This is a genomic window from Micromonospora sp. WMMD754, assembly GCF_049315235.1.
In the GTDB taxonomy this organism is placed as follows: domain Bacteria; phylum Actinomycetota; class Actinomycetes; order Mycobacteriales; family Micromonosporaceae; genus Micromonospora; species Micromonospora sediminicola.
The window spans coordinates 2,035,612-2,057,512 of record NZ_CP186058.1 but is presented as its reverse complement, the minus strand read 5'-3'; the positions used below and the strand labels follow the sequence as shown (position 1 = coordinate 2,057,512).

Annotated in this window: 25 protein-coding genes; 13 read left to right on the top strand and 12 right to left on the bottom strand. The window is 74.1% G+C overall.

The annotated features are described in order from the left end of the window. Window position 1: 1 nt before the first annotated feature. Window positions 2–1,789, bottom strand: a complete 1,788-nt coding sequence (locus tag ACN27B_RS09930; RefSeq protein WP_422744582.1) for an HSP90 family protein — start codon at window positions 1,787–1,789, stop codon at window positions 2–4. Window positions 1,790–1,908: 119 nt separating this feature from the next. On the opposite strand from ACN27B_RS09930, the gene ACN27B_RS09925 reads away from it, so the two are divergent. Beyond that, complete coding sequence (locus ACN27B_RS09925; protein WP_422744580.1) at window positions 1,909–3,246, top strand: MFS transporter; 1,338 nt, start codon at window positions 1,909–1,911, stop codon at window positions 3,244–3,246. Here the strand turns inward: ACN27B_RS09925 and ACN27B_RS09920 are convergent. Further along, window positions 3,151–4,290, bottom strand: coding sequence for an FAD-dependent oxidoreductase (locus tag ACN27B_RS09920; RefSeq protein ID WP_396824924.1), 1,140 nt, complete (start codon window positions 4,288–4,290; stop codon window positions 3,151–3,153). The two genes, ACN27B_RS09925 and ACN27B_RS09920, sit on opposite strands and share 96 nt — an antisense overlap. Before the next feature lie 89 nt (window positions 4,291–4,379). On the opposite strand from ACN27B_RS09920, the gene ACN27B_RS09915 reads away from it, so the two are divergent. Genes ACN27B_RS09915 through ACN27B_RS09905 form a run of 3 tightly spaced genes read left to right on the top strand, consistent with a single transcriptional unit; the run spans window position 4,380 to window position 6,695 of the window. Next, entirely contained in the window at window positions 4,380–4,979 is a 600-nt protein-coding gene (locus ACN27B_RS09915; RefSeq protein ID WP_099163157.1) for a TetR family transcriptional regulator, read from the top strand. 16 nt (window positions 4,980–4,995) lie between these two features. After that, a complete protein-coding gene (locus ACN27B_RS09910) occupies window positions 4,996–5,526 on the top strand; it encodes a SigE family RNA polymerase sigma factor (protein WP_099163158.1) in 531 nt (176 codons plus the stop codon). After that, a complete protein-coding gene (locus ACN27B_RS09905) occupies window positions 5,523–6,695 on the top strand; it encodes a hypothetical protein (protein ID WP_422744577.1) in 1,173 nt (390 codons plus the stop codon). The genes ACN27B_RS09910 and ACN27B_RS09905 overlap by 4 nt, the downstream gene beginning before the upstream one ends. Window positions 6,696–6,730: 35 nt before the next feature. On the opposite strand, the gene ACN27B_RS09900 is transcribed toward ACN27B_RS09905, so the two are convergent. From ACN27B_RS09900 to ACN27B_RS09890, 3 genes are read right to left on the bottom strand one after another with little or no spacing between them, the layout of a single operon-like run. Then, entirely contained in the window at window positions 6,731–7,633 is a 903-nt protein-coding gene (locus tag ACN27B_RS09900; protein ID WP_098744219.1) for a sulfurtransferase, read from the bottom strand. 40 nt (window positions 7,634–7,673) lie between these two features. Then, a complete protein-coding gene (locus tag ACN27B_RS09895; protein WP_422744575.1) occupies window positions 7,674–8,120 on the bottom strand; it encodes a hypothetical protein in 447 nt (148 codons plus the stop codon). Between the two features lie 3 nt (window positions 8,121–8,123). After that, window positions 8,124–8,894: an SGNH/GDSL hydrolase family protein gene (locus ACN27B_RS09890; protein ID WP_099163161.1), complete on the bottom strand. Its 771-nt coding sequence runs from the start codon at window positions 8,892–8,894 to the stop codon at window positions 8,124–8,126. Window positions 8,895–9,149: 255 nt separating this feature from the next. On the opposite strand from ACN27B_RS09890, the gene ACN27B_RS09885 reads away from it, so the two are divergent. Together ACN27B_RS09885 and ACN27B_RS09880 are read left to right on the top strand one after the other, a co-directional pair. Beyond that, the gene (locus tag ACN27B_RS09885; RefSeq protein ID WP_422744573.1) at window positions 9,150–10,634 is read left to right on the top strand and encodes a hypothetical protein; all 1,485 of its coding nucleotides are present in this window, start codon (window positions 9,150–9,152) and stop codon (window positions 10,632–10,634) included. Between the two features lie 19 nt (window positions 10,635–10,653). Then, on the top strand, window positions 10,654–12,057 hold the full coding sequence (locus ACN27B_RS09880; RefSeq protein ID WP_422744571.1) for a PQQ-like beta-propeller repeat protein: 1,404 nt from the start codon (window positions 10,654–10,656) through the stop codon (window positions 12,055–12,057). 50 nt (window positions 12,058–12,107) lie between these two features. Here ACN27B_RS09880 and ACN27B_RS09875 read toward each other — a convergent pair whose 3' ends face one another. The 5 genes from ACN27B_RS09875 to ACN27B_RS09855 form a co-directional block, all read right to left on the bottom strand. Further along, on the bottom strand, window positions 12,108–13,289 hold the full coding sequence (locus ACN27B_RS09875; protein WP_422744569.1) for a hypothetical protein: 1,182 nt from the start codon (window positions 13,287–13,289) through the stop codon (window positions 12,108–12,110). After that, window positions 13,286–13,816: a SigE family RNA polymerase sigma factor gene (locus tag ACN27B_RS09870; RefSeq protein ID WP_396824998.1), complete on the bottom strand. Its 531-nt coding sequence runs from the start codon at window positions 13,814–13,816 to the stop codon at window positions 13,286–13,288. The genes ACN27B_RS09875 and ACN27B_RS09870 overlap by 4 nt, the downstream gene beginning before the upstream one ends. Window positions 13,817–13,926: 110 nt before the next feature. Then, window positions 13,927–14,442, bottom strand: a complete 516-nt coding sequence (locus ACN27B_RS09865; protein WP_099163165.1) for a putative immunity protein — start codon at window positions 14,440–14,442, stop codon at window positions 13,927–13,929. Beyond that, complete coding sequence (locus ACN27B_RS09860) at window positions 14,439–14,996, bottom strand: putative immunity protein (RefSeq protein WP_172967884.1); 558 nt, start codon at window positions 14,994–14,996, stop codon at window positions 14,439–14,441. Before ACN27B_RS09860 ends, ACN27B_RS09865 begins: the two co-directional genes overlap by 4 nt. Before the next feature lie 84 nt (window positions 14,997–15,080). Continuing rightward, on the bottom strand, window positions 15,081–15,401 hold the full coding sequence (locus ACN27B_RS09855; protein WP_099163166.1) for a hypothetical protein: 321 nt from the start codon (window positions 15,399–15,401) through the stop codon (window positions 15,081–15,083). Between the two features lie 95 nt (window positions 15,402–15,496). Here ACN27B_RS09855 and ACN27B_RS09850 point away from each other — a divergent pair, with 95 nt between their 5' ends. Both ACN27B_RS09850 and ACN27B_RS09845 read left to right on the top strand, forming a co-directional pair. Next, a complete protein-coding gene (locus ACN27B_RS09850) occupies window positions 15,497–16,300 on the top strand; it encodes a helix-turn-helix domain-containing protein (RefSeq protein WP_099163167.1) in 804 nt (267 codons plus the stop codon). Then, on the top strand, window positions 16,291–16,482 hold the full coding sequence (locus ACN27B_RS09845; protein ID WP_091566227.1) for a DUF397 domain-containing protein: 192 nt from the start codon (window positions 16,291–16,293) through the stop codon (window positions 16,480–16,482). The genes ACN27B_RS09850 and ACN27B_RS09845 overlap by 10 nt, the downstream gene beginning before the upstream one ends. On the opposite strand, the gene ACN27B_RS09840 is transcribed toward ACN27B_RS09845, so the two are convergent. After that, entirely contained in the window at window positions 16,457–17,230 is a 774-nt protein-coding gene (locus ACN27B_RS09840) for a class I SAM-dependent methyltransferase (RefSeq protein ID WP_099163168.1), read from the bottom strand. The genes ACN27B_RS09845 and ACN27B_RS09840 overlap by 26 nt on opposite strands. A 107-nt stretch (window positions 17,231–17,337) precedes the next feature. Here ACN27B_RS09840 and ACN27B_RS09835 point away from each other — a divergent pair, with 107 nt between their 5' ends. The 4 genes from ACN27B_RS09835 to ACN27B_RS09820 are packed head-to-tail and all read left to right on the top strand — an operon-like array spanning window position 17,338 to window position 19,605. Further along, window positions 17,338–17,685, top strand: a complete 348-nt coding sequence (locus tag ACN27B_RS09835) for a PadR family transcriptional regulator (RefSeq protein ID WP_099163169.1) — start codon at window positions 17,338–17,340, stop codon at window positions 17,683–17,685. 2 nt (window positions 17,686–17,687) lie between these two features. Next, window positions 17,688–18,068: a DUF1048 domain-containing protein gene (locus ACN27B_RS09830; protein WP_099163170.1), complete on the top strand. Its 381-nt coding sequence runs from the start codon at window positions 17,688–17,690 to the stop codon at window positions 18,066–18,068. Continuing rightward, window positions 18,065–18,844, top strand: a complete 780-nt coding sequence (locus ACN27B_RS09825) for an ABC transporter ATP-binding protein (RefSeq protein WP_091566243.1) — start codon at window positions 18,065–18,067, stop codon at window positions 18,842–18,844. Before ACN27B_RS09830 ends, ACN27B_RS09825 begins: the two co-directional genes overlap by 4 nt. After that, a complete protein-coding gene (locus ACN27B_RS09820; protein WP_355521955.1) occupies window positions 18,841–19,605 on the top strand; it encodes an ABC transporter permease in 765 nt (254 codons plus the stop codon). The genes ACN27B_RS09825 and ACN27B_RS09820 overlap by 4 nt, the downstream gene beginning before the upstream one ends. A gap of 57 nt (window positions 19,606–19,662) precedes the next feature. Here the strand turns inward: ACN27B_RS09820 and ACN27B_RS09815 are convergent, their stop codons facing one another. Beyond that, window positions 19,663–20,037 (bottom strand): VOC family protein, encoded by a 375-nt coding sequence (locus tag ACN27B_RS09815; protein ID WP_099163173.1) that lies wholly within the window; start codon window positions 20,035–20,037, stop codon window positions 19,663–19,665. Between the two features lie 84 nt (window positions 20,038–20,121). Between ACN27B_RS09815 and ACN27B_RS09810 the strand changes: the two genes are divergently transcribed. Then, window positions 20,122–21,891 carry a proline--tRNA ligase gene (locus tag ACN27B_RS09810; RefSeq protein ID WP_422744563.1) on the top strand — a complete coding sequence of 590 codons (1,770 nt, stop codon included), beginning with the start codon at window positions 20,122–20,124 and terminating at the stop codon, window positions 21,889–21,891. Window positions 21,892–21,901 lie beyond the last annotated feature (10 nt).

Sequence of the window (21,901 nt, the reverse complement as noted above, 5' to 3'; positions counted from 1 at the left end):
GTCACTCCTGTCCCGGTACGGCCCGGCCGAGCAGGCCGAGGAAGGAACTGTTCAGCAGCGCGGCGTCGGCCGCCCGGATCGGATGGTGGCCGAGCAGCAGGGCCTGCCCGTAGAGCGCCTCGACGGCCAGCCCGACCAGCTCCGGGTCGGTCAGCGTGGTGACCCGGCGGACCAGCGGGTTGCGGTGGTTGAGGACCAGCTGCGGCCGGTCCGGCGGGGCGGAGGCGGCCAGCGCGTCGAGCACCCCGCCCCACAGCTCGTCGGCCTTGTCGCGGCTGGCGGCGAGCTGGTCGTGGAAGGCCGCCGAGCGGGAGACCAGGTAGAGCGCCGGCAGCGAGACCGGGTCGTACGCCCGGACCACCACCTCGCAGCCGAGCCGTTCCAGGGCCCGCTGCGCCCCGGCGAGGAACGGGCGCAGGGCCAGCTCGGTCGCCGGGTCGAGGATCTCGAACCGGGTGGTGAGGTCGCTCGGCTCCAGCCGCTCGATCAGCACCGAACGGTCCACCGTGGGCAGCCGCTCGATCAGCTCGGTGTCGTAGGTGTAGCCGCCGTTGACCACGGCCAGGTCCTGCGCGGCGGCCACGGCGGCGAGCTGGCGGAACTCGTCCAGGCTGGCGGCGTAGCGGATCAGGCCGTGCCGGCTGCGGAACTCGGCGAGCGTGAGCGTGCCGACGTTGGTGTCCATCGGCCACCACTGGTCGACCAGGCGGAGCATCTCGTCGTCGTGCAGCGCCAGCGCCTTGACCCCGAGGTGGTGGACCTGGAGGAACTCGGCGAGCCGGTGCGGGTCGTGCGTGGCGAGCCGGACCAGCCAGCCGCGGATCTGGTCGCCGAGCGACTCCCGGACGGCGCCGAGCAGGGCGTCCTCGTAGAGCGCCTCGCGACTGGCGGTGGGACGCAGCTCGCCGGCGTCGACCACGCAGTGGGCGAAGAACGCCCACTCGGGCAGCAGGCCGTCGGCGTGCTCGGCGAGCAGCATCCGCTTGAGGTAGACCCGGTGCCCGGCCCGCGCGGCCGGGTTCACCGGCGTGGGCAGGATGAAGGCCACGCCGGTGAGGCCGGCCTCGGGCACCGACAGCGGCACCACGTCGAACGGGACGAAGCCGAGCAGGTCACGGGCGTAGCGGGCCAGCCCGGCCCGGTCGACGGCCGCGCCGGGCGTGGTCGGCCAGGGCGGTGGGCCGGCGGTGGTCGGCGTGTCGCCGACGCGGACGTCCACCGGCAGCAGGCTGCCGTAGAGGCGGGCCAGCTCGGTGACGGTGGGGGTGCCGAACCACTGGTCGGCGTCGCGTCGGGGCACCAGCGTCACCGTGGTGCCGGGCTCGCTGCGGGCCTGCTCCGGCTCGGCGAGCCGCACCGCGTAGCGCCCGTCGGACCAACCCGTCCAGAGCACGGTCGGCTGGTCGGCGTGCCGGGTGACCACCCGGATCTCGTCCGCGACCAGGAAGCAGGAGAGCAGGCCGATGCCGAACTGACCGAGGAACTCGTGCCGGGAGAAGCCCAGCTCGTCCCGCTTGGAGCTGCGGCCGATGGTGGCGAGCAGCTCGTGCACCTGGGCCTCGGTGAGGCCGATGCCCGTGTCGTGCACGCGCAGCGTCCCGTCGCCGGTCAGCTCGGGCGGCTCGACCCGGACCCGGGCCGGGGCGTCCGGCTCGGTGGCCCGACGGGCGGTGATCGCGTCGACGGCGTTCTGGAGCAGCTCGCGCACGTAGACCCGCGGGCTGCCGTAGAGGTGATGACTGAGCAGGTCGACCACGCCACGGAGGTCGACCTGGAAGGTGCGGTCCAATCGCGCTCCCGGTGCCGGATTTCGGCGCTCACCGTACCGGCCGTGGCCGACAGTGTCCGCCCCCCTTTCCGTCGGTCGGCTTGACCCTCGACCCGGTGCAGGCCGCACCGTCCGTCGGCATGACCACCGCCGCACTGGGCCGGAGCTACCGGCTGCTCTGGTCCGCCGCCGTCTGCTCCCGGCTCGGCGACGCGCTGCGTACGCCGGCCCTGGCGCTGCTGGCCGCGACGCTCACCCGGGATCCCCGGGCGGTCGCCGCGGTGACCGTGGCCGGGCAGCTTCCGCCGCTGCTCCTCGGCCTGCTCGGCGGCGTCTACGCGGACCGGTGGGACCGGCGGCGGACGATGGCGGTGGTGGACGGGGCCCGGGCCGTGGTGGTGGCGGCGCTGGCCTGGCTCGTGGCCACCGGGCAGGCCGGCATCACCACGCTGGCCGCCGCCGCGCTGCTGCTCGCCCTGTTGGGCACGCTCTTCGACGCGTCCGCGTTCGCCCTGCTGCCCGCCGTGGTCCGGCCGGCGGCGCTGCCCCGCGCCAACGCCCACCTCCAGGCCGGCACCACGGTGGCGGGCGGTTTCGTCGGCGCCCCGCTCGCCGGCGTCCTCTTCGCCACCACCGCGGCCCTCCCGTTCACCGTGGACGCCCTCACCTTCGCCCTGGCCGCCGCCCTCGTCCTCGCGATCCCCCGCCGATCTTGCGCTTCCGGCCCGGGCGAAACCCCGGAAAACGGACGGATCATGGGCCGCAACCGCAAGATCGGCGGCATCGGGGTGTGGCGGGAGGGGTGGGAGGGGGTGCGGTGGGTCTGGGGGGATCGGGGGTTGCGGGGGTTGGCACTCGCGTCGGCGGGATCGAATCTGGCGATCAGCGGGCTGGCGGCGGTGCTCGTGCTCTACGCGCTGGAGGTGCTGCGGGTGCCGGCGGCGGCGTACGGGCTGTTCTCGGCGGGCGTGATCGCCGGCGGGTTGGTCGGCGCGCTGCTCGCCGGCCGGCTGGCCGCCCGGTTCGGCACGCTGCCGGCGCTGCGCGGGGTGCTGCTCGGGCAGACGCTGGCGTTGACCGGGTTCGCGCTGGCCCGGCACCCGCTGACCGGTGGGCTGGCGCTGGCCGGCCTGGCCGCCGGCACCACGATCTGGAACAGCCTCTGGTCCGCGTACGGGCAGCGGCACGTGCCCCCGGGCCTGCTCGGCCGGGTCGGCGCGGCACAACGGACGCTCGGTCTGGCCGCCGCCCCGGTCGGCGCGGCGCTCGCCGGGTTCGCCGGCCGGGCGTACGGGCTGGCGCCGGTCGGGTGGGCCGCCGTGACCGTGTTCGCGCTGGTGACGGTCGCCGCCTGGGTGACGTTGCGGGACGACGGCGGCGGGTCACCCCCGGGCGGGCTCGAAGCCGGCCAGCCGGACGGCGAGCCGCTGCCGGGCCGGCGGGAGCGCGGAGACCACGCGGAGCAGCAGGTCCCGTAGCGGCCGGACGGCCGGCGGGGCGGCGGCGAGCCGGGTGAGCCCGGCGGCGAAGCCGAGCACCTCCTCGGCCCGGGGGCGGCGCTCGGCGGCGTACGCGTCGAGGGCCTCCGGGCCGGCGGCGAGCGCGTCGCCGAGCGCGACCGCGTCCCGCAGGCCGAGGTTCATCCCCTGCCCACCGGCCGGGCTGTGCACGTGCGCCGCGTCGCCGGCGAGCAGGACCGGGCCGGACCGGTAGGTGTCCGCGATCCGGTGGTGGATCCGGAACCGGGACGCCCAGGCCACGTCGGTGACCCGGTCCGGCCGGCGGACCGGGCCCCGCTCGTCGAGCAACGCCTGGAAGTGCCGCGCCTGCGGCTCGCGCGGCGCGTCGGTGACGGTGGCGACCAGCCGGACCGTGCCGTCGGGCAGCGGCGCCCAGATCAGCGGGCCCTGTCGGGACAGGAAGAGGGTGACCTGGTCGCGCGGGAGCGTGCTGTCCACCCGCACGTCGGCGAGCAGGAACGACTCGCCGGGGTCGGCGGGGCCGCCGAACCCGATGCCGGCCAGTTCGCGGACCCGGCTGTGCATGCCGTCCGCGCCGACGACCCAGCGGGCCCGGACCGTGCCGCCGTCGGCGAACCGCGCGGTGGCGCCGCCGTCGTCGAGGTCGAGGCCGGTCAGCTCGTACGGCCGCCGCACCCGCCCGCCGAGCGCGGTGAGCCGGTCGGTGAGCACCGCCTCGGTCTCGGCCTGCGAGATCAGCAGCGCGTACGGGTAGCGGGACGGCAACCGGTCGAAGGGGACTGCGGCGAGGACGCGGTCCCGGTCGCGGACGGTGAACCGGGTCGAGTGCAGCCCTCGGGCGGCCAGCGGGGCGGCCACCCCGATCCGGTCCAGCATCTCCAGCGTGCCGGCGTGCACGACGGCGGCGCGGGAGGTGACGGGCGGCTCGGCCAGCCGGTCGACCACGGTCGCGGTCATGCCGTGACCGGCGAGGGCCACCGCCACGGCGAGGCCGGTCGGCCCGGCTCCCACCACGAGGACGTCCGTGGACTCGGGCAGCATCGCTCCACCTCCGGCTGGGTCAACAGCTGTTTGCCAACGCTTGTTGACCCAACACTAGCGTCGATGTCAACGGCTGTTGGCCTACAGTCGTGGACATGACCGACACGGCCCCCCGCACCCGCCGCTCGGACGCCACCCGGGCGGCCATCCTGCGCGCCGCCCGGGCCCGCTTCGCCGCCGACGGCTACGACCGCGCCACCATCCGGGCCATCGCCGCCGACGCCCGGATCGACCCGTCCATGGTCATGCGCTACTACGGCAGCAAGGAGGGGCTCTTCGCGGCGGCGGCCGAGTTCGACCTGCACCTGCCCGACCTGACCCGGGTGCCGCCGGAACGGCTCGGTGAGACGCTGATCCGGCACTTCGTGCGCCGCTGGGAGGCGGACGGGACGCTGGTTGCCCTGCTCCGGGCCGCCAGCACCAACCCCGGGGCGGCCGAACGGATGCGCGGCATCTTCGCCGACCAGCTCGCCACCGCCGTGGCCCGGTCCGGCGCCGACCCGGCCACCGCCGCCCGCCGGGCCGGCCTGGTGGCCAGTCAGATCCTCGGCCTCGCCCTCACCCGGTACGTCGTCCGGCTACCGCCCGTGGTCGACCTCGACCCGGAGGAGCTGGCCGTCTGGGTCGGCCCGACGATCCAGCGCTACCTGACCCAACCTTTCCCCCCGTCCCACGCGTCTGCGAGGTGACGGAGGGAGGAGCCGGATGGGGCGTGCCGCGGACGACGGGCGGGCCGACTACCTCGCGTTCGTCGAGGCCCACCAGCACCGGCTGCTGCGTGCCGCGTACCTGGTCTGCGGCAACCGGCACCAGGCCGAGGACCTGCTCCAGGAGGCGTTGCTGAAGCTGGCGCTGCGCTGGCCGTCGGTGCGCGACGGCGACCCGGCCGCGTACGTGCGGGCCATCCTCTACCGGGACGCGGTCTCCTGGTGGCGGCGCCGGCGGCGGGAACGGCTCAGCGCGTACCCGCCGGAGCGGGCGGGCGCGGACGCCGACGACGCGCTGCGGCTCTCCGTCCGCGCCGCGCTCGACCGGCTTCCGCCACGCCAGCGGGCGGTCCTGGTGCTGCGCTACTTCGAGGACCTGACCGAGACGGCCACCGCCGAGGCGCTCGGGGTCACGGTCGGCACCGTCAAGAGCCAGTGCCACGACGCGCTGCGCCGGCTCCGCCAGGTGGCGCCCGACCTCGGCGGCGCCGGCGACGGCCTGGTCACCGGGATGGAGGCGAACCCGTGAACGAACCCGACCTGACCCGGCTGCTGACCCGGGCCGCCGAGGACGTCCGGCCGACCCGGCCCGCCGCCACCGGCTGGGAACGGGCCCGCCGGGTCCGTCGCGCCCGCCGGGCCGCCGGCGCCGCCGCGCTGGCCGTCGCGCTGGTCACCGGCGGCACGGCGGCGCTCCTGCACCGCGCCGGCCCGTCCGCCCCGGCCCACCCGGTGGTACGCCCGGCCCCGAGCGCGCCGCCGGTGCAGCAGCCCCCGCTCGTACCCGGCCTGATCGCCGATCCGCTGGGCCGGCTCGGCGACCCGGTCGCCGCACCGCTCTCCGCCCGGCCGGTCGACCGCGCGCTGGCACTTCGCCAACCGGTCGATCCGAAGACCGGCGAGGCCGGCCCGGTCCGGGTGCTCGGCGACGACGGGTTGGTCCGGGAACTCGACGTGGTGACGCTCGCCCCCACCCGGGACGCCAGTGGCAACGAGGCCGCGCCGCTCAAGCCGGGCAGCCTGTCGCCGGACGGCCGGACCGCCGCGTTCGCGCAGACCGGCGAGGTGGTCGTGGTCGACCTGACCGACGCCTCCGTGCGTCGCTACCCGCTCGCCGGCTACCTGGAACACGTCGTCTGGGCCGGCGACCGGCTGCTCGTCGGCGACAACGACACCGCGTACGAGCTGGACCGGGGCAGCGGGAAAGCCCGCGAGCTGCCGGTCGACCCGTGGGGGCTGGTCGTGCCCGAGCCGGGCCGCCCCGGCGACCTGCTCGCCCTCGGCGGCGCGGAGGACGGCCTGTCCGTACGCCGCTATCCCGGCACCGGCGGCACGCCGCAGCAGCGGCCGGTGGGCACCGACGGCCTTCCGCCCGACTACCGGCTCGACGAGGTCTACGGGCGGGGCTGGCAACGCGGCGACCGGATCGCCCAGGCGGGCTGGACCACCACCGGCAGCATGGGCGGGGCGGAGGGCGTGGCCGTGGTGGACGCCCGCACCGGGGCGGTCACCCGCCTGCTCGACCTGGGCCGCGAGGACCGGGCGAAGGCCTGCTGCGAGGTGCTCGGGTGGTCGGCCGACGGTGCGGTGCTGTTCCGCTCCGACCCCACCGGCCTGGCCCGCTGGCGACCGGAGACCGGCGAGGTCGACCTGGTGGCCCGCGACGTGACCGGGCCGGTGTCGTTGCCCGCCCGCTGACCGGCCGGCCCCCGGACGAGGGCCGGCCGGGACGCTCAGCGGGTCAGGCCGCCGGGCTGGTCGCCCTTGACCACTGGTGCCCGGACCAGGTTGCCCCACTCGGTCCAGGAGCCGTCGTAGTTGCGCACCTGCGGGAAACCGAGCAGGTGGTGCAGCACGAACCAGGTGTGGCTGGACCGCTCGCCGATCCGGCAGTAGGCCACCACGTCGTCGGACGGGCTCAACCCGAGCTGGTCGGCGTAGATCGCGCGCAGCTCGTCGGCCGACTTGAACGTGCCGTCGTCGTTCGCGGCGGACTTCCACGGCTTGCTCACCGCGCCCGGGATGTGCCCGCCACGCAGCGCGCCCTCCTGCGGATAGTCGGGCATGTGCAGCATCTCGCCGGTGTACTCACCCGGCGAACGCACGTCGACCAGCGGCCGACCGGCCGCCACGTGCGCCATCACCTGCTCCCGGTAGGCCCGGATCGGCGCGTCGTCGCGCGTCGGCACCGGATAGGTGGCACGCGGCCGGCTCACCTTCTCCCGGGTCAGCTCCCGCCCCTCGGCGGTCCACTTCTGCCGGCCGCCGTCGAGCAGCCGCACGTCGGCGTGGCCGAAGAGGGAGAAGACCCAGAGGGCGTACGCGGCCCACCAGTTGAAGTTGTCGCCGTAGAAGACCACCGTGTCGTCGCGCCCGATGCCCTTGGCCGCGCACAGCTCGGCGAAGCTCGCGGCGTCCAGGTAGTCGCGGGTGACCTGGTCGTTCAGTTCGGTGTGCCAGTCGACCTTGACGGCGCCGGGGATGTGGCCGGTGTCGTAGAGGAGCACGTCCTCGTCGGACTCGACCACCACGAGGCCCTCGTCACCCAGGTGCTCGGCCAACCACTCCGTGGTGACCAGGCGCTGCGGGTCGGCGTACGACTGGAGGCGGGGATGCGGATCGCTCGGCACAGGCATGATCCCCAAGGTACGCCGGATCAGCGGGCGGCGGCGCCGGTCAGGCGCGGCGGTGCACCAGCCGGCCGGCGACCACGGTGGCCCGGCACGAGCCGTCCGCGTCGAACACGGCCAGATCGGCCCGGCCGCCGACCACCAACGTGGCCGGTCGCGCCCCGGGCAGCACGGCCACCTCGTTGCGGACCGCGGCGGCCCGCAGCGCCGGGTCGGCGACGTGCGCGTCGAGCACCGCGGCGACGCCGAGGCGGAACAGCGCGTGCACCCGCTCACGGGGCGTCGGGGCCTCAGGCAGCGGCCCGTCGTGCACCAGCGCCGGCCCGAGCGTGCCGGCCCACCGCCGCACCCGCACCCCGGGGTACGCGTCGGTCAGCTCGCCCGGCGAGGCGACCGCCTCGACCCGGTCGCCGCTGACCAGGACCGCCAGCCCGGCGCGGGGCTCGTCGTCGAGGGTGAGCCGCAGCAGGTCGGCGGCGTGCACGGTGCGCACCGGTCAGTCGGCCTCGACCGGGCCGAGCACCGGCCGCTTGGCGGTGACGAAGTCGCCGGAGGACCGCCCGGTCAGGCGCCGCCGGATCCACGGGGCCAGGTGCTGACCGGCCCAGCGCAGGTCGGCGGCGCGCGCGGCCAGCCACGGCGTGGGCGCCGGGTGCGGCGGCACCATCAGCCACTCCTCGTCGCAGCCGACGCCGAGCGCGTCGAGCACCTGGGCGGCGACCCGCCGGTGCCCGGCCGCGGACAGGTGCAGCCGGTCGGTGCTCCACAGCATCGGGTTGAGGTAGGCCTCGTCGGCGTAGAGGTCGACCAGGATCGCGCCGTGCCGCTCGGCGACCTCGCCGACCACCTTGTTGAGCAGGGTCACCCGGGGCGCCACCAGCCGCTGGCCGGGCAGCCGGGCCATCACGTCGGCGAACCGGAACAGCACCACGTCGCTGCCGCCGCCGCGCAGCCGCCCGACCACCGCGTCGAAGCGCGGCACGAACGAGTCCGGGTCGAAGTTGCGCCGCAGCACGTCGTTGCCACCGGCCGCGAAGCTGATCAGGTCGGGTTTCATGGCCAGCGCGGACGGCACCTGCTCGGCCACGACGTTCGGGAACAGCCGGCCCCGGATGGCCAGGTTGGCGTAGCCGAAGTCCGGACCCGCCTCGGCGGCGAGCCGGGTGGCGACCAGGTCGGCCCAGCCCCGGTAGCTGCCGTCCGGATACGCGTCGTCCATGCCCTCGGTGAAGCTGTCGCCCACCGCCACAAAGCTGCGCCAGCGCACGGCGCCTCCCCCTCAGACGTCCCGGCAGAATCGCGTCGCTCAGTCTGTCACCGTCCGGGCCGGTCCCGACGCCCCTGGGGGCCGGACGTGGCGGACGTCTCGACGTCCTGTTCCCGACAGCCCGCCGACCGGACAAAACCCCCGGCACGTCCGGGCGGGGCAGAATCCGTCGGCCGGACCGGGGATGATGTTCGCCGTCATCCGGTCGGGCGAGCCGCCCGGCCGGTCCCGCGTACGGCACGAGCGAGGAACCACATGACGCAGGGGCACCCACCGGCGGCAGGTTGGCCACCGCCCGGCAACGCTCACCCCCCGGCCGGCCCGCCGCCCGCACCCGGGCCGCCGTGGGCGCAGCCACCACCACCGCCGCCGCCGAAGTCCCGCCGGGCGCTCTGGATCGGGCTCGCGGCCGGCGCGCTCGCGCTGGCGGTGTGCGCCGGCACGCTGGTCGGCGTCGGGCTGGGCCTGCGCGGCGGCGACGAGGAGGGCGCCGCGCCGAAGGCGGCCGCCGCGGCCAACGGCGTCACGGTCACCGACGCCGAGCTGGCCGCCCTGCTCGACCGGCACACCAGGGCGCTGGCCGACAAGGACCTGGACGGCTACCTGGCCGCGTTCGACCCGGCCCGCAAGGACCTGGTCGCCGGGCAGACGCAGCTCTTCCGCAACCTGGGCAAGCTGCCCCTGTCGGTGGCCCGCTACGAGACCGTCGAGCAGCAGGGCCGGGCCAGCGACGCGTTCGGCCAGGGTGTCACGTTCCAGCTCGACGTCTCCTTCGTGCACCAGTTCGACGGCTTCGACCTGGCCCCGGTGACCGAGTGGTACCGCTGGACGATCGTCCGCACCGGCCGGGACGCGCCGATCCGGGTCACCGCCGTCACCGGCGCGCCGGCCGCCGCCGGGGGCAGCTCGAAGACCGTCTACCACCCCGGCCCGTGGGACAAGTGGCGGGACATCCACGTCGAGCGGACGCCGCACGCCCTGATCGTCACCGACGCCACCCGCGCCGCGGAGGCGAAGCGCCTCGCCCCGGCGGCCGAGGCCGCGGTCGCCCACGACCTGGCCGTGTGGCGGTCCGGCGGGCTGCCCGGCCCGGTGCCGAAGGGCTTCGTCCTCGCGCTGGCCAAGGGCAAGGACGAGCTGACCTCGCTCTACCGGGTCGGCAAGGAAAAAGCCACCGAGGCGGGGTTCTCCCTCGGCCTGGTGGCGGCCGAGCGCACGGACGGGAAGTTCACCATCGGCGGCACCCGCGTGGTCGTCGACACCGGCGAGGACTACTTCACCCGCTCCGGCGGCGGCAACGACGCCGGCATGGTCTTCCGGCACGAGGTGGCGCACTCGCTGATGACCCCCCGGACCGACCTGGCCGAGGTGGACGCGTTCGACCGGCTCGACGAGTGGGTGGTCGAGGGCTTCGCCGAGTACGTCGCCTTCCACGGCCGCCCGCTGGGCGCGAGCGAGCGCACGGCGGCGGCCCGGCGGCTCGTCCGGGACGGGTGGAACGGCACGCTGCCGGGCAACGGCGAGTGGGACGCCCCGGGCCGGGTCAGCTTCCACTACTGGCTCGGGCACGCGGCGATGAACCACCTGGCCGAGAAGTACGGCGAGGCGAAGCTGTTCCGCTTCGTCGACGCCGTCTACGCCGGCACCCCGACCGACCGCGCCGCCCGGGACGTCCTGGGCGTGTCACTCGACGAGTTCCAGGCCGGTTGGGCCTCCTACGTCCGCGCCCAGGCGCGCTGAGCCGGATCGGAGACGACGGATGACGTACCAGCACCAGCACCAGCAGCCGCCGCACGCGTACCCGCCGGCGGGTTGGCCCGGCCCGGCCGGTCCGCCGCCCGCGGCGCCGAAGCGGCGCGGGCGTCTGGCGCTGCTCCTGGCCGGCGGGCTGGTGGCCGTGCTGGCGGTCGCCGCCGGCACCGCCTACGGCGTGTCCCGTCTGGTCGGCGGCGACGACGACGGGCGGGAGCTGCGCACCGCCTGGGTGCTCGACTTCCCCGAACGGCAGCGCAACGGCCTGAAGACGTTCGACGGGCAGGACATGTTCGGCGCCTGGCTGATCGGCGACGCGGTGGCGCGCGCCCAGCCCGACGGGATCATCGCCTACCGGTTGACCGACGGCGGGCAGGCGTGGGGCGTTCCGGCGCCGCCGGGCAGCTCGCTCTGCGGCGCCGCCCAGACGCTGGCCGAGGGGCGCGGCGTGGTGGCCCTCGGCTCCGCCGACTCCTGCGACACGCTGGTCGGCTTCGACGCCGCCGCCGGCACCCGGACCTGGCAGGTGACGTTCCCGGCCGAGCGCCTGAAGGGCCGGGGCATGCTCACCGCGCCGGACCTGTCGGTGGCCGGCGGGCAGGTGGTCGTCCGTTCCGACCAGCGCGTCCTCGGCTACTCGCTGGCCGACGGCAAGCGGCTCTGGCAGACCGACGCCGACCGGCTGCTGCCCGGCCGGGACTGCCGGGTCACCGACGCGCAGGCCGCCGGCACGCAGGCCGTGGTGACCGCCCGCTGCGACGGCGTCCGGGGCGCGCTGCTCGGCCTGGACCCGGCCACCGGCGCGGTGCGCTGGCGGCAGCAGTTGCCCGACGCGCAGCAGAGCGACGGCGTGCTCAGCGTCGACCCGCTGGTCAGCCTGCCCGGCCTGGAGGGCCGGACGTTCGTCGCGCGCGACGCCGCCGGGAAGGCGCGGGCCACGTTCGGCAACCCCGTCGGCGGTACGCGCTTCAGCGACCTGCCGGTCAACCGCTCGAACACGGTGGAGGGTCCGGCGGTCCGGCCCTACCTGGCCGACGGCGACACGCTCTACCTGCCCACCGAGGCGGCGAACGTGCCGGGCAAGATGCGCCAGGCCAACCAGGTGGTGGCGATCGACCTGGCCACCGGGGAGCGGCGCTGGGTCTCGACCGGGCACACCGACAGCGAGGTGGAGCTGATCCGCCTCGACGAGCAGGGGGTGCTCGCCTGGGAGGTCGGCGACCACCGGGACCTCGCGCCGCGGCTGGTCCGGATCGACCCGGCGACCGGGAAGGCGGCGGTGCTCGCCGAGGGACCCCGGTCGGCCGGCACCGAGGGCAGCGACGCGAAGGTCCTGGAGCGGGACGGGACGGTGGTGCTGGTGCCGTGGAAGCACGTCAGCGCGGACGCGGCGGTCACCGTCCTGCGCTGACCGTTGTGCGGGTGGGCCACCCGACGGTGGCCCACCCGGGACGCGTCGTCTCAGCCGAGCGCGCTGACGATCTGCATCTCCCGCAGACCGGAGGGCTCCGCCCGCTCCGCGATCTTGTTGCCTGCGGCGTCCACGAGGACCACCGCGTAGCGGTCACCGTCGCGGACCCGGACCACCATGGATCCGTCGGACTGGAAGAAGACCTGCCGCAGCTGACGTCCCCCCAGCGGCAGCGCCAGTTCCTTCCCGCTCCGGGTGTCGAGCACGGCGTTGACCACGAGGTCCCGCGCCGCGTCGCCGTACGTGCCGCTCCGGTCGATCCGGTACAGAGCGATCCGCCGGCCGTCCGGGGAGAGGCTGGACAGGTCGAAGCAGACGTACCGGCTGCCCTTGACGCCCAGGCCCGGCACCGTCCGTCGCGTCCTGCCGCTCCGGTCGGTGAGGACGACGGTCCCGTCGGAACCGTCGGCGAACGCCAGCGTGCCGTCCGCCGCGAACACGGCGTGACAGCCGTCGAGGCCCGTGACCTTCGTGAACGTCCCGGAGGAGATGTCGAGCAGGCCGGTGTCGGAGTAGCCGCCGCGGTCGGCGGCCAGACGCACGACGAGTTGTCGTGAGTTCGGCAACCAGACGGGCGACCAGCAGATGTCGTCGACTCCGTCCCTGAGCTTGCGCCGCCCCGACCCGTCCAGCGCCGAGACCCACACCGCGCCGGTCTCCTCGACCCAGGCCACCCGCTGCCCGTCCGGTGCCACGGCGACGTTGAGCTGCGCCGGCCGGTACGGGATACCGAGCAGGCGGACGGGGTCACCGCCCGGTCGCCAGGACTGCAGCCGGACGGTGCTCGTCGACGACGGCGCGTTCGCCAGTTCGGACGGGGCGTAGACGAGCCGGCCGATCGTTCCGTCGACGCCGGGTCCGCCGCCGGTGGTGTCGTCGGGTGCGGTCGAGGGCGTACGGGACGGCTCGACCGGCGCGGTCGGGGTGGGCTCGACCGGCGGGGCGGTGCTGGTCACCGACGGCCCGGCCGGCGCGGGCGCCTGACCGTTCGGCCGGATCGCCAGCGCCGTGCCGGTCGCGACGGCCAGCACCGCCAGCGCGGCGGCCGAGGTGACGACGACCCGCTGGATACCGAGCCGTCGGGAGGTACGCAGGGCCCGGTCCCGCAGGTCGACCGGGGTGACTTCGTCGGCCAGGTCGGCCAGGTCGAGGCGCAGGCGGTCCTGGTTCATCGGGTGGTTCCTTCCGTGGCGTACAGGTCGGCGAGTTCCGGCGCGACGTTGCGCAGCTTGGCCAACGCCTTGGAGGTCTGGCTCTTGACCGTGCCGACGGTCACGCCGAGCAGGTCGGCGGCCTCGGCCTCGGTGCGGTCCTCGAAGAACCGCAGCACCAGCACCGCCCGCTGCTTGGCGGAGAGCCGGGCCAGCGCGGCCCGGAGGGTGAGCCGCAGCGTGATCTGGCGGGCGTGGTCGAGGGCCGAGTCGCCTCCGCGTGGCTCGGGCAGGTCGCCCGGCATCGACTCGGCCACCCGGCGGCGGCGCCACCACGAGACCTGGAGGTGATACATGATCTTCCGGGTGTACGCCTCGGCGTTGCCGCTGTCGTGCAGCCGGCTCCACGAGCGGTGGGTGCGGGCCAGGGCCGACTGCACGAGGTCCTCGGCGAGGTGCTGGTCACCGGTCAGCAGGTAGGCCGAACGCAGGAGCGCCGGCGTTCGGGTGCGCACGAACGAGTCGAACTCACTCAGGAGAGGGTCCACACGAGCCGGTCCTTCGGGTCAGGTGGTGCGTCGGCGGGGATGCCCTTCCAGACGTCGCCCCGTCGCGGAATGGTTGCCGGCGGGCCGGTCGTCTTTCCACGACTTCGCGCTCAGCAGTCGAACACCGACCAGCAGATGTCGTTGCGCAACCGCTGGTCGTCCAGCACCAGTTCGCGGATCGCCGCCGGCAACCGGTCGCGCTGCCACCGGCACTCGGCCCGCCCCGCCGCCACGCTCCGGTCGGCCGGCGCCGCCGCCCGTACCGCCTTGATCGCGTACGCGGCCGCGCCGAGTTCGTGCGCCGCGACGTGGGCGACCACGGCGGCCTGGCCGGCGGCGTACGCGGCATGGCGCGCCGCCCCGCGCAGCGGCCGGGCCGCGCCCATCGCGTGCCCGCCGGCGGTGCGCGAGGACGTCATCGTCACCTCACCCCGCGTCCAGGCTCGGACCCGCTCGATCGCCTCGCGCGGACGCGGGTCCTCGGGCTGCGCCGCCTCGAAGAGGGGAAGCACGTGCTCCGCGCACACGGCGGCCCACAGGGCGAGGAGGTGGTGGTCGGCGTCGGTGAGGGTCCCGCCCCGACGGATGGTGGTGAAGCGGGGGTCCCGCACCTTCGGGAGGATCACGACCGGCGCTCCGATCCGGTGGACGGCGTGCCCCGCAGCGCCGTGTCCAGGGCGTTCATCAGCCGGGCGACCCGGCTGCCGCCACCGGTCGTGGGCGGGTACCGGTGGAGCACGTCGACGAGCGTCGGCGTGGCCCACCGCCGGGACCGTTCCAGGAGCGCCTCGCCGACCGCCGGGGCGTCGCCCGCCGCCAGCTCGCCCACGCGTGCGGCGCTCGCGGCGGCGCGCAGGATGTGGCCGACCTGGGTGGCCCGGGCGATGGGGTGCAGGTACGCGGCCGACGCGGCGTCCCCGGCGCACCGTGCGGCCAGGCGCGCGGCCTCGGACGGCGCGGACCGGGCGGCCCGGTGCGCGTCGACGGAGGTGACCCGTTGCCGATTGGTCCGGTCGGCGCCGTCGACGAACGCGCGGGCGGCCTCGATCGCCGCGCGGGGCCGCGGGTCGCCGGGTACGGCCCGTTCGTAGACCGGCAGGACGTCTTCCGCGTGCCGGGCCACGTAGCGGGTCACCTCGCGCAGCTCGTCCATGGTCAGAGCGAAGTCTCCGGTGGTCATGCCCTTGAATCGTATCGTTGAACTTCCCGTGGAGACTTCACGCCACCTCGGCGCACGAGGGTGCCGGAAAGCCTCAACCGGTGGTCATTCCCGGATGCCACGCCGGTACGGCCCCCAGCCGATGAACCGCTCGAACAGCTCGCGCGGGGTGGGCCCGTCGTGCGGGTTGAGCCGGAACAGGTCGTGGGTGGCCTCGTGGTAGAGCCCGGACAGGTAGACGGCCAGGTCGACGGGGTGGTCGGCGTACTCGACCTTGAGCAGCAGGCGTGCCTGCGCGCAGGGCCACGGCGCGCCGCACGCCCGGCACAGCCAGAGGGGCCGGATCGGCAGGTGCGCCGGGTGGTCCGGCGGGTAGGGGCGGGGCCGGTCCGGGTGCGGCCCGAGCCGGGGTACGGGAAGGATCATGCGTGACAGTCTGCTGAGGACACCACTACGCTCGGAAGTCGTCGGCGTCGGCCCGGGGAGGGGTCGGGAAACCGGCGGGTGACCGAGGAGGACGGGTGGAGAACGAGCCGACCGCCGAGCTGATCCGCACGCAACTGCGGCGGCTGCGACTCAAGGCCGAACTGAGCCAGGAGGAGTTCGGGAGGCTGGTGCACTTCTCCAACTCGCAGGTGTCGGCGGTGGAGCTGGGCCAGCGGCCGCTGGACCGGTTCTTCCTGAAGCGGGCCGACGAGGTGCTGGGCACCGGTGGGCTGCTCACGTCGCTGCTCAAGCTCGCCGAGCGGGACGGCCAGCCGAGCTGGTTCCGCCCCTGGCTCGAAGCCGAACGCCAGGCCCAGCAGCTGCGCTGTTACCAGCCCAGCCTGATCCCCGGCCTGTTGCAGACCGAGAACTATGCCCGCTCCATGATCCGCACGGACGACATGCTGGACAGCGAGGAGGCCGACCGTCGGTTGGCGGTCCGACTGGACCGGCAGTCCGTGCTCACCCGCCCCGATCCACCCAAATTCGTCGCGGTGATCGAGGAGGCCGTGCTGCGACGTGCGGACGAGTCATTCCGTGGGGTGATGGGTCAACAGGTGGCCCATCTGATCGAGGCGAGCGAGCTGCCACACGTCGCCGTTCACGTCATACCGGTCGACGTCAGTCTGCACATCGGACTGACCGGACCGTTCACGCTAGCCCGCGGCGGCGACGGTGGCTGGGTCGGCTATCTGGAGAACCAGCTCGGCGGAACGGTGATCGACAACGATGAGGACGTGGCTATCCTGCTGTCCAGGTGGGAGAGCGTCCGCAGCGAGGCGCTGTCCCGCCGCCAGTCGATCGAGCTGATGAAGGAAGTGGTCGAGTCATGGAGCTGATCGGCGCTGTCTGGCGTACCTCGACGCGGAGCGGGCAGAGCGAGTGCGTCGAGGTGGCGGACAATCTTGTCGGGGTGGTCGGCGTGCGCGACAGCAAGGACCCGACCGGTCCCGTCCTCACCTTCAGTCCGGCCGCCTGGCGCGCCTTCGTCCGGGTCAGCGGGGGCCGCGCGTCGCGCTGATCAGCACCGTGTGCTTGCGTACCCGGAAGGTGCCCTCGGCCTCGATCCGGGCGCGGACCCGGTCCCGGACGGCCGACTCCTGCGCGGCGGTGAGCGGCCCGACCATGCTGGCGAGGTAGGCGAGGACCGGCTCGACGGTGGGCACCGCCAGCTCGTCCGGGTAGCGCTCGACCGTCACGTCGCCCAGGTGGGCGGCGATCCGGGCCGGTGCCTCCTCGGCGGTGGTGCCGTCCTGGTGAAATCCGGCGGCCACCTGGGCACGGCCGACCGCCGGCCCGAGCGTGTCCAGCTCGGCGAGGTGGTCGCGACCGTTCAGCGCCATGGCCAGCCGACCGCCCGGGCGCAGCACCCGGGCGAACTCGCGCAGCGCGGCGTCGGGGTCGTCGAGGTGGTAGAGCATGTGGTTGGCGATCACCGCGTCGAAGGCGGCGTCGGCGTAGGGCAGGCGGGTGGCGTCGCAGCGCTGCACCCGGGCCCCGGGCACCTCGCGCAGCCGCGCGCACATCGCGGGTGAGAAGTCGGTCAGCGTGAGCCGCAGCCCGGCCGCGGGGCGCTCCACCCGCCGCCACAGCTCGCCCGTGCCGGCGCCCACCTCCAGCACGTCCCCGGCCAGCGGCAACCGCTCGCCGAGCCAGGAGTACCAGTCCTGCGGGTTCGTCCCGTACCCGTGCAGCGCGATGCGCGCGGTGAGGTTGTCGGTCGTCGTCGCGTACTGGCTCACGGCGCGAGCCGACGGTGTGGTGGTCACCCGTCGACGGTAGGACAGAACCTCGGTATTCAGCGTTGCTATCTAGCGGTACCTAGTGTTACTTTCTACTGGTAGTCAGCGTCACTTGGTAGCGAGGGGATGACGACGTGGGCAACCAGATGACCGAAATGCTCAAGGGCACGCTCGAAGGCATCGTGCTGGCGATCCTGGCCCGCCGGTCCGCGTACGGCTACGAGATCACCGCGTGGCTGCGCGACCGCGGATTCTCGGACATCGCGGAAGGCACGATCTACGCGCTGCTCGTCCGCGTCGAGCAACGCGGCTTCGTGGACGTGGAGAAGGTTCCCTCCGAGAAGGGGCCCCCGCGGAAGGTCTACTCGCTCAACGCGAAGGGGCGGGAGCAACTCGCCGAGTTCTGGGGGACGTGGAGCGTCCTCACGGAGCGCATCGAGCAACTTCGCGACACCGACAACGCACACGACGAAGGAGCATGACCATGGCCGCGAAGTGGATCGAGACGCTCGTCGGATCGCTCGACCAGAAGAAGCAGTACAAGCAGCACATGGCCCGCATGGAGGCCCTGCCGGAGCCGCACCGCGGCGCGGCCAAGGCCCTGCAGCGGTACTTCATGTACCAGGGCGGGATCGTCGACGGGAACACGCTCATCACGATGCTCGGCGACTTCGTCGACCTCTGGGAGCGTGCGGCGGCCGACGGCACGCCGGTCCGCGCGATCGTCGGCGACGACCCGGTCGAGTTCGCCGAGACGTTCCTGCGGGCGTACTCGGGCCGGCAGTGGATCGACAAGGAGCGCGAGCGACTCCGGACGGCGATCGACGCCGCCGCCGGCGACACCAGCGAGGAGAAGGACGCATGACCACCGGAACGCGCGAACCCGCGATCAGCGTGCGGGGCGTCACCAAGTCCTACAAGGACCTGCACGTGCTGCGGGGCGTCGACTTCGACGTGGCGGCGGGGAGCATCTTCGCCCTGCTCGGCTCGAACGGCGCCGGAAAGACCACGCTGGTACGGATCCTCTCGACGCTGCTCAAGGCGGACGGCGGCACCGCGACCGTGCACGGCTTCGACGTCGCCTCGGCACCGCGCGAGGTCCGCGAGTCGATCAGCCTGACCGGCCAGTTCGCCGCCGTCGACGAGGTGCTCACCGGCCGGGAGAACCTGGTCCTGGTCGCGAAGCTCCGTCACCTGAAGAACCCCGGTGCGGTCGCCGACGACATGCTCGCCCGTTTCTCGCTCACCGACGCCGGGAACCGCCGGGCGGGGACGTACTCGGGCGGCATGCGCCGGCGGCTCGACATCGCGATGAGCCTCGTCGGCAACCCGCCGGTCGTGTTCCTCGACGAGCCGACCACCGGCCTCGACCCGCAGGCCCGCATCGAGGTCTGGCGGACCGTGCGGCAGCTCGCCGAGGACGGCACCACCATCCTGCTGACCACTCAATACCTGGACGAGGCCGAACACCTCGCCGACCGGATCGCGATCCTGCACGAGGGCACGATCATCCAGAACGGCACGCTCACCGAGCTGAAGCAGCTCATTCCGAGCGCCCGGGTCGAATACGTCGAGAAGCAGCCGACCCTCGAGGACGTCTTCCTCGCCCTCGTCGGCCACAGCGGAGGGGAATCCCGATGACCACCCACGTCCTCAGTGACACCGGCACCCTCACCGGCCGCTCTCTGCGGCACATCCTCCGCAGCCCGGACACCATCATCACCACGGCGGTCACCCCCGTCGCGCTGATGCTGCTCTTCGTGTACGTGCTGGGCGGTGCCATAGACATCGGATCCGGCGGTTCCTACATCAACTACATGCTGCCGGGCATCCTCCTCATCACGATCGCCTCCGGCATCGCCTACACGGCGTACCGCCTGTTCCTGGACATGCAGGGCGGCATCTTCGAGCGCTTCCAGTCGATGCCGATCCCCCGACCGTCCGTGCTGTGGGCGCACGTCCTGACCTCGCTCGTCGCCAACCTGGCCTCGCTGGTGATCGTCACCGGCGTCGCGCTGGCCATGGGGTTCCGCACCGGGGCGTCCGTGGCCGACTGGCTCGCCGTCGCCGGCATCCTGATCCTGTTCACCCTCGCGCTCACCTGGATCGCCGTCATCGCGGGCCTGTCCGCCAAGACCGTCGACGGCGCGAGCGCGTTCAGCTACCCGCTGATCTTCCTGCCGTTCATCAGCTCGGCGTTCGTCCCCACCGACTCGATGCCCGGCCCGGTCGCGTGGTTCGCCGAGAACCAACCGGTGACGTCGATCGTGAACACCCTCCGCGCGCTGTTCGCGGAGCAGCCCGTCGGCAACGACATCTGGATCGCCCTCGCCTGGTGCGCCGGCCTGCTCGTCGCCGCCTACGCCGCCGCGACCGCGATCTACCGGAAAAAGGTCAGCTGACCAGTCGTACGGGAGGCAGCGCCGCATCCGTGGATGCGGCGCTGCACCCGTCACCGCTCAGAGGTAGAGGCAGAACGGGTGCCCGGCCGGATCGAGATGCACGCGCACGTCGTCCTGCGGCTGGAAGTCCGGCACGGTCGCGCCGAGCGACACCGCGTACGCCGATGCCGCGTCGAGGTCGTCGACCTTGATGTCCAGGTGCAGCATCATCGGCGGGTCACCCGGCCCGGCCGGCCAGACCGGACGCACGTACGCCGGCTCGTCCTGGAAGGCGAGGCCGGCGCCACCGCCCGACGGAGTGAGGACGACCCATTCCGGCTCGTCCTCACTCCGAGGCCAGCCGAGCAGCCGCTCGTAGAAGGCGGCGAGGTCCTGGGCGGACGGTGCGTCGAGCACCGTGGTGGTCAACGAGAACCGGGGGCGCTGTTGCATGTGGCCTTCCTACCCCGGCGGTACGACGGTCATCGGAACCGGAAAGGGATCGCCGACCGGTGACCGTGGTCGTACGCTGCGCCAATGCTGCTGCGCATGTCGACCCTGCTGCTCCGGACCCTGCGCGAGGACCCGGCCGACGCCGAGGTGCCGAGCCACCGGCTGCTGCTCCGCGCCGGCTACGTGCGCCGGGCCGCGCCCGGCGGCTACACCTGGCTGCCGCTGGGCAAGCTGGTGCTGGACCGGATCACCGCGATCGTCCGGGACGAGATGACGGCGATCGGTGACCAGGAGGTGCACTTCCCGGCGCTACTCCCGGCCGAGCCGTATCGCACCAGCGGCCGCTGGACGGAGTACGGGGACCTGCTCTTCACGCTCGCCGACCGGAAGGGCGCCGAGCACCTGCTCGCGCCGACCCACGAGGAGATGGCCGCGCTGCTGGTGAAGGACCTGTTCACCTCCTACCGGGACTTCCCGGTGACGCTGTTCCAGATCCAGACGAAGTTCCGGGACGAGGCCCGGCCCCGGGCCGGCGTGCTGCGCGGACGCGAGTTCCTGATGAAGGACGCCTACTCCTTCGACCTGGACCCCGTCGGACTCCAGGCGGCCTACGACCGGCACCGGGAGGCCTACCGGCGCGTCTTCACCCGGCTCGGGCTGGACGTCACGGTGGTGGCCGCGACGTCCGGGGCGATGGGCGGCTCCGCGTCAGAGGAGTTCCTGGCCGCCACGCCGGTCGGTGAGGACACCTACGTCGGCTGCACGGCCTGCGACTACGCGGCCAACACCGAGGCCGTGGTGACCCGTGCCCCGGCGGCCGGCGACCCGGACGCGCACCGCGCCGCGGAGGTGCACGACACCCCGGAGACACCGACCATCGCGTCCCTGGTCGACCTGGCGAACACCCGGGCGCTCGGCGGCCGCAGCGGCTGGACCGCCGCCGACACGTTGAAGAACGTGGTGCTGACCGTCCGCCGCCCCGGCGCCGAAGAGACCGAACTGCTGGTCGTCGGCCTCCCCGGGGACCGCGACGTCGACCTGAAGCGGGTCGAGGCGGTGTTGCACCCCGCCACCGTGGCGGTCTTCGACGACTGGTCCGCGCACCCGGAGCTGGTCCGTGGCTACCTCGGGCCGCAGATCCTGGCCAAGCACGGCATCCGCTACCTGGTCGACCCCCGGGTGGTGACCGGCTCCACCTGGCTGACCGGGGCCAACGAGCCGGGGCGGCACGCCACCGACGTGGTATGCGGGCGTGACTTCGTCCCCGACGGCACGATCGAAGCGGCCGAGGTGCGCCCGGGTGACCCCTGCCCGGCCTGCCCGGACGGTGAGCTGACCACGCGGCGGGGCATCGAGGTGGGGCACATCTTCCAGCTCGGCCGGCGGTTCACCGATGCCTTCGCCGTCGACGTGCTCGGGCCCGAGGGCAAGCCGGTCCGGCCGACCATGGGCTGCTACGGCATCGGGGTGTCCCGGGCGGTCGCCGCCGTGGCCGAGCAGCACCACGACGACCGGGGGCTGGTCTGGCCGGCCGCGGTCGCGCCCTGCGACGTACACCTGGTGGCCGCCGGGAAGGGGCCGCAGCTCGACGCGGCGCTCGACCTCGGCGGGCGGCTGGCCGCCGCCGGCCTGCGGGTGCTGGTCGACGACCGCACCCACGTCTCCGCCGGGGTGAAGTTCACCGACGCCGAGCTGATCGGCATCCCGCGCGCCGTCGTGGTCGGCCGCCGCCTCGCCGACGGGTACGTCGAGCTGCGCGACCGGGCCACCGGCGAGCGGACCGAGCTGCCGGTGGAGGCGCTCGTCGAGCGGCTGCGCGACGAGGTGGGCGCGACGCGCCGCGACCGGGTGTAGCGAACGCGCC

Bases quoted from the DNA above. Each gene is read 5' to 3' on its own strand.
- ACN27B_RS09920 (WP_396824924.1), bottom strand. From the start codon at position 4,290: ATGCTGCCCGAGTCCACGGACGTCCTCGTGGTGGGAGCCGGGCCGACC.
- ACN27B_RS09880 (WP_422744571.1), top strand. From the start codon at position 10,654: ATGACGTACCAGCACCAGCACCAGCAGCCGCCGCACGCGTACCCGCCG.
- ACN27B_RS09910 (WP_099163158.1), top strand. From the start codon at position 4,996: ATGGGGCGTGCCGCGGACGACGGGCGGGCCGACTACCTCGCGTTCGTC.
- ACN27B_RS09830 (WP_099163170.1), top strand. From the start codon at position 17,688: ATGGCCGCGAAGTGGATCGAGACGCTCGTCGGATCGCTCGACCAGAAG.
- ACN27B_RS09860 (WP_172967884.1), bottom strand. From the start codon at position 14,996: ATGACCACCGGAGACTTCGCTCTGACCATGGACGAGCTGCGCGAGGTG.
- ACN27B_RS09885 (WP_422744573.1), top strand. From the start codon at position 9,150: ATGACGCAGGGGCACCCACCGGCGGCAGGTTGGCCACCGCCCGGCAAC.
- ACN27B_RS09875 (WP_422744569.1), bottom strand. From the start codon at position 13,289: ATGAACCAGGACCGCCTGCGCCTCGACCTGGCCGACCTGGCCGACGAA.
- ACN27B_RS09845 (WP_091566227.1), top strand. From the start codon at position 16,291: ATGGAGCTGATCGGCGCTGTCTGGCGTACCTCGACGCGGAGCGGGCAG.
- ACN27B_RS09815 (WP_099163173.1), bottom strand. From the start codon at position 20,037: ATGCAACAGCGCCCCCGGTTCTCGTTGACCACCACGGTGCTCGACGCA.
- ACN27B_RS09925 (WP_422744580.1), top strand. From the start codon at position 1,909: ATGACCACCGCCGCACTGGGCCGGAGCTACCGGCTGCTCTGGTCCGCC.
- ACN27B_RS09855 (WP_099163166.1), bottom strand. From the start codon at position 15,401: ATGATCCTTCCCGTACCCCGGCTCGGGCCGCACCCGGACCGGCCCCGC.
- ACN27B_RS09900 (WP_098744219.1), bottom strand. From the start codon at position 7,633: ATGCCTGTGCCGAGCGATCCGCATCCCCGCCTCCAGTCGTACGCCGAC.
- ACN27B_RS09810 (WP_422744563.1), top strand. From the start codon at position 20,122: ATGCTGCTGCGCATGTCGACCCTGCTGCTCCGGACCCTGCGCGAGGAC.
- ACN27B_RS09825 (WP_091566243.1), top strand. From the start codon at position 18,065: ATGACCACCGGAACGCGCGAACCCGCGATCAGCGTGCGGGGCGTCACC.
- ACN27B_RS09820 (WP_355521955.1), top strand. From the start codon at position 18,841: ATGACCACCCACGTCCTCAGTGACACCGGCACCCTCACCGGCCGCTCT.